The following is a 13,983-nucleotide window of genomic DNA, read 5'->3' on the forward strand; positions in this document are numbered from 1 at the left end:
TCGCCGGGGTCGGCACCAAGGTCGGGCTCAAGCCGGGAGAAGATCGTCTCCGTCGAGCTCGTCGACGGCGCCGCCGAACCGTGATCGATCTCGCGAACGACGGCTGCAACTGCCGGCAGCCACCCGGCGAAGGTGCTTTCCGGGTGACCGAGTGGGTCGCCGCGATTCTCGCCACGTCGATGCCGCGCTCGACGCCGAGGCGCCGGCGGGCCGCCGGGTGGTCATCGTCGACCGCGGCGACCCTTGTCCAACCCCGCTGCCGGAATCGGCAAGGACGAGTTCGTCACCAGGTACGCGGTCGACTGGATGGCGCAGGTGCCCGTGGTCTTCCGCATTGTCACGTTCGATGGGAACGCCGTGCGCGGCTTCACCTTCGCCCCGATTTCCAGCCTCGGCGTGGCGGGCGAGACCGGGCTGTCGCGAGAGAAATGACGGGACGGTCGTCCACTCGCCTTCCGGTGTCAGTCGGCGACGCTGAGGTAGGAGTCCTGCACCTCGTCCAGCCGGCCGCGGATGTCCGCCCCGCTGCCTTCGATGATCACTTCCCCGCGGCGGAGCACGTAGGCGTAGTCGGCGTACTTCAGTGCCTTCTCGACGTGCTGTTCGACCAGGAGCACACCCAACTCCCGCTCGTCGGCGGCCTGCCGGACGGCGGCCAGCAACCGGTCCACGACCAATGGCGCCAAGCCGAGGGAGAGCTCGTCCGCGAGCAGCACGGACGGCCCCCGGCCCAGTACCCGGGCGAGCGCCAGCATCTGCTGCTCGCCGCCGGAGAGCAGACCGGTCCGCCGTCCGGCGAGCCGCTTCAGCTCGGGAAACAGCTCGAACGCGTGGTCGGTGTTCGCGCGCGCCACGCGCAGGTTCTCCGCGACGGTGAGCGTCATGAAAACCGTGCGATCTTCGCCGACGTAGGCGAGTCCCTGCCGGGCCCGGCGGAACAACGGCGACGTGTCGCGGACACCGTTGCGCAGAACCTCGCCCTTCAGTGGCTTGATCTCGCCGGCGAGCGTGTGGACGGTGGTGGTCTTGCCGGCCCCGTTGGGTCCCAGCAGCGCCACCACCTGTCCGCGTGCGATCTTGATCTCGACGTCGCGTAGCACGGACGCCGGCCCGTATCCGGCATGCAGCCCCCGGCTTTCGAGCAGTGGCGGCTCGTGCGAGCCGGTTCCGTCGGCGGCCGGTGCCGTTGGCTGGTTCACGTCTGTCCTCCTCCGAAGGTCATGCCCTATCCCAGCGCGACCGCGGCATCTTCGGGCTCGCCGGTCTCCGCCGACGTGCCCAGGTAGGCGGCGATCACCCGGGGGTCCTTCCTGATCTCCGCGGCGGTGCCCTCAGCGATCTTCTCGCCGAACTCGAGCACGGAGACCCGGTCGCAGATGCCCAGGACCATGCTGATGTCGTGCTCGATGAGCAGTACACCGATGTTCCACTCCTTGGCCAGCCGGATGACCAGGTCGCTCAGCTCGGCCGTCTCGGTGGCGCCCAGGCCCGCCGCGGGTTCGTCGAGCAGCAGGAAAGCCGGGGCCGTGGCCACGGCACGGGCGATGGCGACCAGCCGGCGCTGGCCGTAGGAGAGCTCCTTGGGCTGCTTGTCGAGCACCCCGGCGAGCTGGAAGGTCTCGACCACCGTGCCGACGGCTGCGGGCATGGCCTGCGCGCGTGCCGGGAACAGCGCCGTGGCGTACGCCCAGCCGTCCTGCTTGTCGGCCGCCGCGCGCAGGTTCTCCTCGACCGTGATGTCGTCGAACAGTTCCAGTGATTGGAACGACCGGGTGATACCCGCGCGGGCCCGCCGGTGCGCGGTCAGCTGGTCCACCCGGACCGCAGCGAGCTCGACCGTGCCGCTGGCCTTGACGTAGCCGGTGACACCGTCGATGAGCGTCGTCTTGCCCGAGCCATTCGGGCCGATGAGTCCGACCACCTCGCCGCTGCGCACTTCGAGGTCGATCCCATTGAGCGCGCGCACACCGCCGAACCGGACGCTCAAACCGTTGAGGCGCAGGGACGAATCGGGACGGCGCTCGCCCTCGGGGACGGCCGGCGACCGATCGGCCGGGACCAGCACGGGACGGGCAGGCCGCCGGCGACCGATCTTCCCGGCGAGCCGGCGCAGGGTCGCCTTCATCGGGGCGGCGATGCCGTCCGGGTTGAGCAGCAGGGTCAGCAGCACCAGCACGGCACCGATCAGCACCAGCCACTGTGGACCGTTGGTGGCGCCGACGTGGTTGGCGATCACGCCACCGGGCAGGCCGCCGGAGACCAGCTGACCACCGAATACCGGGCCGCTGACGTGCGCGATACCGCCGACGACGGACTGCATGACGACGCTCACCGAGGCGAGGCTGTCGTACCCCTGCGTCAGCAGGATCGAGGCGCTGGAGAACGCGAACAGGATGCCACCGAGACCGGCAAGGGCCGCCGACACCGAGAAGGCGTAAAGCTTCGCCGCGGACACGTTGACGCCCAGCGACGCGGCGGCGCGTTCGTTGGCTCGCAGCGCGATCAGCCGTCGACCGGCCCGACTGCGCCTGAGGTTGCTCACGAACCAGACCGCGATCGCGAACCAACCGAGGACGAACAACGTGTAGGTGCGCGGTGACCCGAGCGGGTCGATTTCCAGGCCCAAAAAGTTCTGCACATCGATCGAGAACCCGAACTGCCCGCCTGCGATCTTCGAGTTCGTGAAGATCAGCGACTGCACGGCGACCCCGAGGCCGAGCGTCACGATCGCCAGTGCCGCGCCGCGCGAGCGCAGCGACGGGGCCCCGAAGATCAGTCCGCACACGCCCGCGCCGAGCACGCCCACCACGATTGCGGGCGCGAACGACCAGTGCAGGCTGGTGACCAGCTGCGCGGAAATGAGCGCACCCATGCCCGCGAGCGCGTATTGCCCCAGCGACAACTGGCCGGCGTAGCCCGTGACGACGACGAGCGACAGCATGATCACGGCCGCGATGATCGACACGCCGAGCGCGACGACCCACTCGACCGGCAGGTACAAGCTGCCGATCACGGCGATGACGAGCAGGCCGATGACGACGAACGGGTTGACCCGGCCGAGCCCGAGCGACGGAAGGCGGTGCACCAGCTCCCCGCGCTGCGGGATGGCCTGCCGGCGGATGATGAGCGCGAACAAGATCACGACGAGCGGCAGCGCGTCGGCAAGGCCGGGCACCGCGCCCTGCCATTTCGTGACGGCGCCCTGGGCCATCCCCAACGCGACAGCGCCGAGGAACGCCAGCGGGAACGAACTGAAGCGGCCCAGCAGGCACACCGCTAGCGCCGGCACGACGAGCCAGGTCAGCGATGTCGACGACAGCGTCGAGATCGGGATGACGAGAATGCCCGCCAGCGCCGCCAGGCCCGCGCCGATCGCCCAGTTGACGGTCGCCACCAGGTCGGGCGACCAGCCGACCGAGGCCGCGGTCCGCTGGTTCTCCGCGACGCCTCGGGTGGCGAGACCGAACCGGGTGTGGTTGGCGAACAGGTGGAGCAGCACGGTGCCGACCGCAGCGATGCCGATCAGCCAGAACCGGTCGATGGAGAACTTGACGCCCCAGTCGACCACCTGTGCCGGCAACTGCTGGGGAATGTTGATCACGGTGCCGCTGTAGCGCAGTGTGGCGATCGACTGGATGATGACGAGGACACCCAGCGTAGCGATGATCCGGACCAGCGCCGCAGCATTGCGCAGCGGCCGCATGATCAACATGTAGATAAGCGCGCCGATCACGGCGACGGCCGCGACACTGAACGCCATCGCAAGGCCGTACGGCCACCGGTGCTGGATGTGCGTCTCGTAGAAGAAGTAGGCACCGGCCATGGCGAGCGCGCCGTGCGAGAAGTTGAGCACACCAGATGCCCGGTAGATGAGCACCAGTCCGAGCGCCAGTAGGGCGTATGCGGCGGACGATCCCAGACCGAGGATCGCGAGTTGAACGTACTGACCCATCATGCGGCCCCTTCGTCGCCGAGCCCGGGTCCCGGGCCGGCCGATGATCACTCGGCACGTTTCTAATAACGTTAGAAACTCAAAAGGGCCGCCACAAGACGGGATTCGGCCCGAGTCGCCTGCACAGCGATCACCAATGTGGTCGTGGTAAGGGCTTCCGGGTGGGGCGCCGCAGCGGCCCCACCCGGAGTGCCCCTTGCCGGCGTCAGCCGGCGTAGGCGGTCTTCACAATGTCGTTGACCTGCACAGGCTGCGTGTTGAGCAGTCGCTGCTGGCCGTTGCCGATCGTGTAGAAGTACCAGGAGTCGAGCGATGCGCGGGGTAGCTTGTCGAACAGCACCTGGCTCGGCGTCCATGGTTGCGTCAGGCCGAGCAGGTCCACATTCTTGGCCGCGTCGATGGCCTTCTTGAACGACGCCGCGTCGGAGGCGCGCGCGTCACCGGCGATCTTCGCGAAGACCTTCACCGCGACGTACGCGTCCATGGTCGGGGTCTGCGAATACGCGGTCCCGGTGGGCGCGTCCGAGTTGCCGGCTGCCTTCTCCGCTTGCATGTCCGCCAGGAACTGCTTGATGCCGGGGAACTGGTCACCGGCACTCGGCGGCGGGAACGGCGTGGTGACGATGTACTGATTCTGCACGTCGGCCGGCTGGGCGAGGAAGGACTTCGTGTTGATGTTGCTGTCCTGCGAGATCATCTTTCCCTTGTAGCCGAGCTGGTTCATCGTCTTCAGCAAGGGCGCGATGAGCGGACCCAGGTCGGGCACGATGACGTCGGGGTTGCCGCTGAGCAGCTGCGACGCATAGGGCGCGAGGTCGGTCGCGCTGTTGCTCGGGATGACCGTTGTGGACACCACCTGGCAGCCAAGCTGTACACAGGCGTTCCGGTAGAAGTCCGGGTAGGGCGCCGTGTACGGGTAGTCCAGCCGCACCACGCCGACCCGCTTGCCGCCCCACTTGGCCGCGGCGTAGATCTGACCCGCATTCGCGTAGGTCTGCCCGCCGAAGAACAGGTAGCTGTTGGGGTCGCGTTCGGACACTCCGGACGCCCAGTTGCCGACCTGCGCGATGCCGGCGCGGGCGAACAGTTCGTCCGCGGTCTTCTCCGACGTGTAGGTCGCGTTGCCGACGGTGGCGACGACCTTGTCGTTGATCAGCTGCCGCACGCACGCTGTTTCCTTGTTGGGATCCAGCGGTCCGTTACAGAAGTCGATCTCGATCGGGTGGCCGTTGACGCCGCCCGCGGCGTTCACCGCACGCGCCGCGCCCTTGGCCGCGGCCACCGCCTCCGCATAGTCGACCGACGCGCCGACTGGCACGATCATGCCCAGTTTCAGCGGCGTGCTGGGGTCTGCGACGCTCGATCCTGCCGAGCTCGAGCAGGCGCTCATCAGCAGCCCGACCAGCGTCACAACGACAGCCGCCGTCGCACCCCAGACCTTGCTTCGTGCCATGCCAACTCCGTTGTCTCGATGACTATTACGCAATGGTGCTACCAAGGTAGACGGCGCTATCGTCTTCGTCAATGTTGTTAAAGATAATAAGGAGCTATCTGCGCGGCCGTCCCTGCGGCTGGCGAGGCGCCGTCGACGAGCGGTCGCCGGCCATCCAGCTGGTCCGCTCGTCGATTAATTTCTAATTATCCAATAGAGCATCATTGGAACGGCGGCCTGCTCGCCGGCCGTGCGTCGGCTGCCCACCACGAAGTCGTCGGTGCGGCGGTCGTCAGAGGGCACCGGAACTGGTTCGGACGAGATCACTCGCCGTACCGCGCCGAGACTGGGGTGCGGGATGGCCCCGCACGACAAGGGCACCGCGCCGGCCACCGGCCGCGGCGCGTCGCGGGCGTCATCGGTGTGCGCGAGCATCGGTCCGGCGCTGTTGGGATGCGCAGCTCCCCCGCCGGGCAGGTGAACCACAACTCCAGCGCACCGGCAGGGCGTGCCCATCCCGTGCAAGACGGTCGCGCGGCGCGGGTTGACCCGGCCGCAGCGCCGGAGGCAGATGATCCGGACCGGCCTGTGTGTTCACCGGCCTCTCGGCACCGGCTCGCGAGCGACCCGCCGCCGGTCACCCGCCGCCGGTCACCCGCCGCCCTCACCCGCCGCGTGTGACCGCCGCCGATGACGTGCACCGCACCGCCTCCGGAGCCGGCGGCCGCGCGGGCCCGTGCCGGTCCCGCGGCACCAGCGTCGCCACCACCGTTCCGACGGCGGCGATGAGAGCGAGGGTCAGGAACCCGTACCGGTACCCGGATTCGGCCGGCACCCCGTCGGGACGCAGGGCGGCCGTGATGATCGTGCCGATCAGAGCCGCGCCGATCGACCCGCCCATCAGCCGGATATTGGCCGTCATCCCGGCCGACACACCGGTCTGCGCCGGCGGCACCGCGCTCACGCTGATGTGACTCTGTGCGGCAAACACGAGAGCCACCCCGATTCCCATGCACACCATGGAAAGATAGATCTCCCACGGCGACGTGTGCGCGAAGGCCAGCAAGACCGGCGAGGCACAGCAGAACACCCCACCGCACAACAGGATCGACCTCGAGCCGAAGCGCGCGGTGAGCATTCCGTTCACCAGCCCCAGCAGGATCGCGACGGTCGGCTGCGGCGCCAGGTACAGCCCGGCCTCGGTCAGCGTGGCGCCGAACCCGTACCCGGCGGAGCGTCGGGTCTGGACGAGCTCCGCGGCGAACGACAGCGGCGCGTACATGCAGGTGCCGATCAGCAAGGCCGCGAGGTTGTTCGACCAGACACCCCTGATCTTCATTAGCCGCATGTCGATCAAGGGCGTCGGTGAGCGGCTCTCCACGCGCACCCAGGCGACGAACACGACCACCGAGGCGAGGAGCAGGCCCAGTGTGCCGACCGACGTCCATCCCCACAGGTTGGCCTCGCTCACGGCGAGCAGCAGCGCCACGAGCCACACCGACAGCAACACGAACGCCGGCCAGCGCAGCGTGCCGCCCGTCTGCACCGGCGAGGGCGGGATGACGATCAGGGCGGCGATCGCGGCGGCTGCCGTCGGTACCAGCGGTAACCAGAACAACCAGTGGTAGCCCAGGTAGTCGACGACCGGACCGGCGAGGACGATGCCCAGGCCCGCGCCGATGCCCGAGATACCGGAGATCAGCCCGATGGCACCGGCGACGGCACGGGCCGGCAGCAGGTCGTGCACGATCCCGAAGGCCAGCGGCAGCACACCGCCGCCGGCACCTTGCCCAGCCCGGCCGACCACCATCAGCGGCAGCGTGGTCGCCAGCGCGGTGAGCAGCGAACCTACCGCGAGCGAACCCAGCGCAACCACGAAGAGGCGTTTCCTGCCCCAGCGATCGCCCAGCCGCCCCAGGATCGGCGTGCAGACCGATGCGGAGAGCAGATACGCCGTGAGTACCCACGTCACGTTCGCCTGTGAGGTGTGCAGGGACGTCTGCAGCGTGGTCAGCACCGGGAACAGCGCGGACTGCAGGAGGGTGTAGGAGCCGGAGCTGACACACAGGACCGCCAGTGTGATTCCCCGATGTGGTGCCCCGTCGCGGGCCACGCTATGCCTGCCGACCGGGGACCGCTGGTACGGCACGAAAGTCCAGCGGCTGGATGAGCTCGCGACGGTCCCACCGCGTGCTCTGCTCGCGGATGTAGGCGTACACCTGCCGGATCGCGGGAACCTCCGGGCAGAGCTCGAGCATGTGGCCGAGAACCGGGCGGGTGTCGAGGTAGCAGATGCGGCAGTCCTGCGGGCCGGACAACTCCATCGCCACCGGATCGCCGGCGGCCACGAGCGCCGCCTTCGCGCCCTCGTAGTCGCCGGTGAACACCGCCGTGTGGTGCAGACCTCCCTCGCCGGACTCGTACATGTCGCGATAGCAGCTCGGGCCCGGCGAGGACTCCGCGATCAACTCGATCTGTACCTCGCCTGCCTGCGCACACGCGATCTCGACGACAACCGGCTCGGCGATCGGAGCCCCGCGATATGCCACGTCCCCCAGCGCGTGCGGACGGCCGCGGAAGAACGGCCCGATGCCGTACAGCTCATGGAAACGGTGACAGGCCGCGGCGAGATCCGGGACTAGGTAAGCGTTCTGGACGACGTCGAACGGGACCACCGGCGTCATGGGGCATGACTCCCGTCTGGAGTACGGGGTATCAAGGTCAGCGAGATCGAAATCATGTTATCCGAGCAACACTTGCTGCGGGAACCCTGGAACACCATTGCGGTGTCCCGCCGCCCGAGGGACAGGTATCATCGAAGCCGGTCGCTTGACCAGCCAGACAGTCTTATGGTCAAGTTGTGTTGTTGCATCGCGTGCTGGAGGAGACCGGATGACACTCAGTGATTTCGACCCGCGGTCGCCGGAGGTAGTCGCGTGCCCCGAGGCATACTTCGCCGCGATGCGGTCGGAGTGTCCTGTGCACCGTGACGCCGAGACGGGCGTGTACTCGCTCGCGCGCTACGACGACGTCCGCGGCGCCGCGCAGCGGCCCAACCTGTTCTCCAGCCATCGGCCGATCTTCGGCGAGGGCGACCCGGAGCTGGAGGCGATCCAGGCCGAAGGTTTCCCCGAGGTCCCCACACTCACGCCGAACGACCCACCGGTACACACCCGCTACCGCAAGCTGGTCAACCGCGCGTTCTCGCCGAAAGTCGTCAAAGATCTCGAGCCCGCCATCAAGTCGATCATCTCCGGCCTGATCGACAACTTCGCCGACCGCGGCGAGGTGGAGTTCCTCAGCGAGTTCGCCGCGCTGGTGCCCGGTTACGTGATCGCCGACGCGCTCGGCATCGACCGGCGTGACCAGGACAAGTTCATGCACTGGTCGGACCAGATCGTCGCGACGATCACCTTCGTCGAGGGCCTGAGCCGCGCACAGCAGATCGAACACAAATGGGGCTTCGTCCAGTTCCAGCACTACTTCGCGAAGGAGATCGAGAAGCGGCGGGAGAATCCCGGCACCGACATGATCAGCGACCTGGTCACCGCCCGGGTCGGCGGTGAGCGTCCGCTGGACCGCGACGAGATCCTCGACCTGATCCGCATTTTCCTGGTGGCGGGTAACGAGACCACAGCGAGCTGGATCGGCGGCACGATGCGGCTGCTGCTGGCCAACCCGGAGGTGCTGGCGCAGGTCACCGCCGACCGTTCGCTCATCCCGCGGATGCTCGAGGAGAGTCTGCGGATCATCAGCCCATCGCGCTGGACGACCCGCACCGTCGAACTGGGTGCCGAGCCGGTCGCGCAGGTGCGTGGTGTCGAGGTGCCGGAGGGCTCCCGCGTCCGGTTGCTCTGGAACTCCGCGAACCACGACGAGGCCTACTACCCGGACCCCGAAACCTTCGACATCCACCGGGAGGGCCCGGGCCACATGGCGTTCGGGCACGGCGTGCACCTCTGTATCGGTGCCGCGCTCGCCCGCGCCGAAGCCCGCATCGCGTTCGAGGGCATCCTCGACCGGCTCACCGGCCTGCGGCTCGCGATACCGCATTCGGAGATCCATAACCGCCCGATGGGTGGTGTCAACCGGCTCGACGTGCTGCCACTGACCTTCGAGACGATCTGATCGACATCTCGGCATCGCTGCCGGAGAGAGGAGCCATCCGTGCCCGAACGGCAGACCATTGAGGCCGCCACCGCGCAGGTCCTGACCGACAAGCTGGCGATCCAGGAGAACCTGAGCCGCTATGTCTTCGGTTTCGACACCCGGGACTACGACATGGTGCGGTCGGTGTTTCTGCCCGACGCCACGATCGACTACGACTCGCTGCCGCCCTTCGAGCGCGGCTTCCCGGAATTCCTCGAGATGAGCATCGGCATCCTGGAGCAGCTTGCGTCGACCCAGCACTTCATCGGGAGTGTCCACGTCGCGGTCGCCGGCGACACCGCGCACTGCACCAGCTACGTGCAGGCCACCCATGTCGCCGGCGACGGGCGGATGTTCGTCGGCGCCGGCCGCTATGACGACGACCTGGTCCGCACGGCGGACGGCTGGCGGATCGCCGCACGCGTCTTTCGCCGGCAGTGGGGGCGGGACGATGACGGCCTCGGCCGGTCTCTCAACGTCGGCAAGCGCTGAACCACGCCGGCGGGCCCGGCGCCCCACGTCAGCCCTTCGACAGGATCGGCCAACGTCGCGGGGTCCAGCAGTCTGAACTCGTCAACCGCCTTCGTCTCGGTCATGCCGGCCCACCCCTCGTCAGCCCGGCTCGCCGCCACGGCCGGAAAATCCCAATTATGTTAAGGCGAACGTTAGAGGCCGCCCAGCGACGCGTCAAGGGTACCGGCAAGCGCCAACTCATGTTCTAATTGTGGTGACGGTCGTCGACACGGATAGGTGACACTCGCGGACAGCCCATTGTACTCATGAACGAGACACAATTAAACTGCGCCGAACACCAGAGCGGCCGTCACCGGGTGACAGCCGTGGTGCACGAACCTCCGGAGGTCCTCCAATGAAGATCGACCTGCTCGCGCCCACCTCGTACATCCACGGCGAGCCGATCGACCAGCTGATACATCTGCAGGCGACCGAACCCGTGTCGTGGCAGCCCGAGCCGGGCGACGGCCCTGGTTACTGGGCGGTGACCAAGTATGCGGACGCCAAGCGGGTCAATTCGACTCCGCGGCTGTTCTCGTCCTTTCCCACCGTGACCGTCAACGACGCCACCTCCCTGGGCGACTCGGTCAACTACTGGCACCTGATCATGTCGGATCCGCCGCACCACACGCTGCACCGCCGGCACGTCGGCAAGGAGCTCATGCCGGGCTCCGTCCGCGCGATGACGGAGAAGGTGGAGCAGGTCGTCGACACCGTCATCGACGAGGTGATCGAGAAGGGGGAATGCGACCTCGTCGCGGACATCGCGGGCAAGCTCGCCGCGTGGGTCACCGCCGACCTGATGGGGTTGCCCCGGCAGGACATGGTGAACATGTACCACATCGCGGACCGCTTCATCAACGCCGAGTCGCTCACCGACGGGGACGGGCTGGCCGCCGCTCAGGAGCTCGGCGCCTACACCCAGACCGTGTGGGACGACCGGCGGGCGAACCCGCGCGAGGACCTGGTGACCAGGCTGGCGTTCGGCGAGGTGGACGGCCGCAAGGTCGATTTCGGACAGTTCGCGATCGACTTCACCCTCATCTTCACCGCGGCCGGCGACACCACCCGCAACGTGGTCGGCGGCGGGATGGACGTGCTGTTCCAGAACCCGGACCAGCTCGCCGACCTACGCGCCGACCTCGGACTGGTGCCCACCGCGGTCGAGGAGCTGCTGCGCTGGGTCACGCCGATCCTCTACCAGCGTCGCACCGCGCTGGACGACGTCGAAGTCGGCGGGAAGCAGATCAAGAAGGGCGACAAGGTCGCCTCCTTCTTCGCCGCCGCGAACCGCGACCCCGACGCCTTCGCCGACCCGCTGAAGCTCGACATCCGCCGCGACCCGAACCACCATCTCGCGTTCGGCTTCGGGCCGCACCTGTGCCTCGGCACCCACCTCGCCCGGCTCGAGCTGACCGTCATGTTCCGCGAGCTCATGGCCCGGATGCCCGACCTCGAGCCCACCGGCCCGACCAAGTGGACCTTCAACGACGGCCCGCCGGCGAACGCCCCGATCGTCGTCGGCCCGTACTCGATCCCGGTCCGATTCACCCCCGGTCCCCGCAAGCGGCCGCCGGGCGCCGCCGATCCCGGCGTCCAGACGCTGGTCACCGAGCCGAACTGAATCGGCCGAGCACCACGAAGTGAGGGCGCCCGCGAGCGCCCTCACTTCGTTGCCAGGGCGTTTCAGCTGACCTGGTCGGCACCGATCGACTCAGGACCGGCTCGCCTGGACCCATCCCGCCACGATCTCGGCCACCTCGGCCGGCCGGGTCAGGAACGGCGAGTGCGACGTGTCGAGGCCGTGGGTCGTTCCGGCGAGACAACCGGCGAAGGCGCGCTGTGCCTCCAGCGGAAGCGCGCGATCCCGGGTGCAGAAGAGGTACGACGCCGGCTTCGTCCGCCACGGTTCGCCCGGGGGAACACCGGTCATCGAGGACGCGCTCACCGGACGCAGCCTGGAAACCGCCGGCCCGGCGACGTCAGGCGCGACGTCGGAGAAGAACGTCGCCGCAGCCGCGCTGCACACAAGTCCCCCGACCAGGCTGTGCCCGACGAGAACAACCGGACCACTCGCCTCCCCCACGGCGCGACGCACCGCGGCGACGTCGTCCTCATACGAGGTGTACGGGAGTTCGACGGCGGTAGCGGCGACACCGCGCAGTGCCAGGTCGCCGAGCAATGGCTCCCAGCACCATGCACCATGAAACGCGCCGTGGACCAGCACGACGACGGGCTGGGAATCGCTCCAGCGCGACACGCCGGCCCGCTCGCGCGTCACGCGGGCAGCACCATTTCGCGCAGTTCAGGGGACTCCCGCAACACGGGCTCGGTCGCGTCGCGGACCTCGGCCACGGAAACACCGGGCGCGACCTCACGCAGGACCAGGCCATCGGCGGTGATGTCGATGACGGCCATGTTCGTGATGATCATGTTCACGCAGCGCTTGCCGGTGAGCGGCCACGTGCATGCCTTGACGATCTTGGGGTTGCCGTCCCTGGCGACATGCTCGGTCATCGCGATCACCGACTTCGCGCCGTAGACCAGGTCCATCGCGCCGCCCATACCCTTGATCATCTTGCCGGGAATGGTCCAGTTGGCGAGGTCACCGTCCTGCGAGATCTGCATGGCACCAAGGACCGCCACGTCGATGTGACCGCCGCGGATCATGCTGAACGACATCGCCGAGTCGAACAGCGATGCGCCCGGCAGTACCGTGACCGTCTCCTTGCCCGCATTGATCAGATCCGGGTCCACGTCATCCTCGGACGGGTACGGGCCGACGCCGAGGATGCCGTTCTCGGCATGCAACACGACGTCGACGCCGTCCGGTACGAAGTTCGGCACCAGGGTCGGCAGCCCGATTCCGAGATTGACGTAGTGGCCGTCACGCAGTTCCAGCGCGACTCGCGCGGCGAGTTCGTTCCTGGTCAACATCAGAGCGAGTCCTTAACGGGTCCGGGGCTGACGGTCCGCCGTTCGATCAGCTTCTCGGCAGGGCGGGCGAGGACGACACGCCGCACGAAGATGCCTGGGGTGTCCACGTTGTCCGGGTCGATCTCACCGGGCTCCACCAGTTCCTCCACTTCGGCGATCGTGATCCTGCCTGACATGGCGGCAAGCGGATTGAAGTTGCGGGCGGCGCGGTGATAGACGAGGTTGCCGTGCCGATCGCCCTTCGCGGCCCGGACCAACGCGTAGTCGCTGACAATCCCCTCTTCGAGCACGTATTCGCAATCGCCGAAGGCGCGCACTTCCTTCTCCGGGGACTTGACCGCGACCGACCCGTCGACGGCGTACCGCCACGGCAGCCCGCCTTCCGCCACCTGCGTTCCCACGCCGGCGAGCGTGTAGAACGCCGGTATGCCCGACCCGCCCGCGCGCAACCGCTCGGCGAGGGTGCCCTGCGGGGTCAGTTCGATCTCGATCTCCCCCGAGAGGTAGCGGCGCGCCAGTTCCTTGTTCTCACCGACGTAGGAACCGATCATCCGGCGGATTCGCCCGGCGGAAAGGAGAATGCCGAGACCGACCGCGTCAAGGCCGCAGTTGTTCGACACGACCTCCAGGTCGGTCGCGCCCTGCCGGCCGAGCGCTTCGATGAGGTCCGACGGGATACCGCAGATGCCGAAGCCGCCGATGGCGAGCCTCGCGCCGGGCGGGATGTCGCGTACCGCTGAGTCCGCCGACTCGACGGTCTTGTCCATGGGTCCTCCGGGGCTCAGAAGTGCTGGATGGTGACGGCTGCCGGCGTTACCGCGCGCCGGCGCCGTCCGCGGCGAGTGCGACGATCTCCGCGGCGACCTGCCGGGGCGCCGTCCACTAGACGCAAAGCCGTTCAGTTAGCGGTCGTGGCTGCTGATCAAGGATCTTGTTGTGGCGTGTCGGTGCCAGAGATGGGAGCGGAGCTCCGGTAGGAGAGGTCGTCCTCCAAGACAGC

The 13,983-nt window shown here is 68.0% G+C and carries 13 protein-coding genes; 4 read left to right on the top strand and 9 right to left on the bottom strand.

All coding sequences use genetic code 11. The features are described 5' to 3' along the window. The first annotated feature begins 243 nt into the window (after positions 1–243). Positions 244–432, top strand: a complete 189-nt coding sequence (locus FG385_RS30725; RefSeq protein ID WP_139100301.1) for a hypothetical protein — start codon at positions 244–246, stop codon at positions 430–432. A gap of 29 nt (positions 433–461) precedes the next feature. On the opposite strand, the gene FG385_RS30730 is transcribed toward FG385_RS30725, so the two are convergent. From FG385_RS30730 to FG385_RS30750, 6 genes are all read right to left on the bottom strand, one after another. Continuing rightward, on the bottom strand, positions 462–1,199 hold the full coding sequence (locus FG385_RS30730; protein ID WP_139100302.1) for an ABC transporter ATP-binding protein: 738 nt from the start codon (positions 1,197–1,199) through the stop codon (positions 462–464). Positions 1,200–1,225: 26 nt separating this feature from the next. Then, positions 1,226–3,952, bottom strand: a complete 2,727-nt coding sequence (locus FG385_RS30735) for an ABC transporter permease subunit (RefSeq protein ID WP_160148926.1) — start codon at positions 3,950–3,952, stop codon at positions 1,226–1,228. 205 nt (positions 3,953–4,157) lie between these two features. Continuing rightward, the gene (locus FG385_RS30740) at positions 4,158–5,405 is read right to left on the bottom strand and encodes an ABC transporter substrate-binding protein (protein ID WP_139100304.1); all 1,248 of its coding nucleotides are present in this window, start codon (positions 5,403–5,405) and stop codon (positions 4,158–4,160) included. Positions 5,406–5,579: 174 nt separating this feature from the next. After that, positions 5,580–5,870, bottom strand: coding sequence for a hypothetical protein (locus FG385_RS34115; protein ID WP_160148927.1), 291 nt, complete (start codon positions 5,868–5,870; stop codon positions 5,580–5,582). A 178-nt stretch (positions 5,871–6,048) separates the two neighbouring features. After that, positions 6,049–7,497, bottom strand: coding sequence for an MFS transporter (locus FG385_RS30745; RefSeq protein ID WP_160148928.1), 1,449 nt, complete (start codon positions 7,495–7,497; stop codon positions 6,049–6,051). Between the two features lies 1 nt (position 7,498). Further along, a complete protein-coding gene (locus tag FG385_RS30750; protein ID WP_139100306.1) occupies positions 7,499–8,068 on the bottom strand; it encodes a VOC family protein in 570 nt (189 codons plus the stop codon). Between the two features lie 208 nt (positions 8,069–8,276). Between FG385_RS30750 and FG385_RS30755 the strand changes: the two genes are divergently transcribed. The 3 genes from FG385_RS30755 (at position 8,277) to FG385_RS30765 (ending at position 11,670) form a co-directional block, all read left to right on the top strand. Then, complete coding sequence (locus FG385_RS30755) at positions 8,277–9,512, top strand: cytochrome P450 (RefSeq protein ID WP_160148929.1); 1,236 nt, start codon at positions 8,277–8,279, stop codon at positions 9,510–9,512. Positions 9,513–9,551: 39 nt separating this feature from the next. Beyond that, the gene (locus FG385_RS30760) at positions 9,552–10,025 is read left to right on the top strand and encodes a nuclear transport factor 2 family protein (RefSeq protein ID WP_139100308.1); all 474 of its coding nucleotides are present in this window, start codon (positions 9,552–9,554) and stop codon (positions 10,023–10,025) included. A gap of 376 nt (positions 10,026–10,401) precedes the next feature. Next, positions 10,402–11,670 carry a cytochrome P450 gene (locus FG385_RS30765; protein ID WP_139100309.1) on the top strand — a complete coding sequence of 423 codons (1,269 nt, stop codon included), beginning with the start codon at positions 10,402–10,404 and terminating at the stop codon, positions 11,668–11,670. A 90-nt stretch (positions 11,671–11,760) separates the two neighbouring features. On the opposite strand, the gene FG385_RS30770 is transcribed toward FG385_RS30765, so the two are convergent. The 3 genes from FG385_RS30770 to FG385_RS30780 are packed head-to-tail and all read right to left on the bottom strand — an operon-like array spanning position 11,761 to position 13,750. After that, on the bottom strand, positions 11,761–12,327 hold the full coding sequence (locus FG385_RS30770) for an alpha/beta fold hydrolase (protein WP_139100310.1): 567 nt from the start codon (positions 12,325–12,327) through the stop codon (positions 11,761–11,763). Continuing rightward, positions 12,324–12,986 (bottom strand): CoA transferase subunit B, encoded by a 663-nt coding sequence (locus tag FG385_RS30775; protein ID WP_139100311.1) that lies wholly within the window; start codon positions 12,984–12,986, stop codon positions 12,324–12,326. Before FG385_RS30775 ends, FG385_RS30770 begins: the two co-directional genes overlap by 4 nt. Next, entirely contained in the window at positions 12,983–13,750 is a 768-nt protein-coding gene (locus FG385_RS30780; protein ID WP_139100312.1) for a CoA transferase subunit A, read from the bottom strand. Before FG385_RS30780 ends, FG385_RS30775 begins: the two co-directional genes overlap by 4 nt. Positions 13,751–13,983: the final 233 nt, after the last annotated feature.

This window comes from Amycolatopsis alkalitolerans (assembly GCF_006152065.1).
Lineage (GTDB): Bacteria > Actinomycetota > Actinomycetes > Mycobacteriales > Pseudonocardiaceae > Amycolatopsis_E > Amycolatopsis_E alkalitolerans.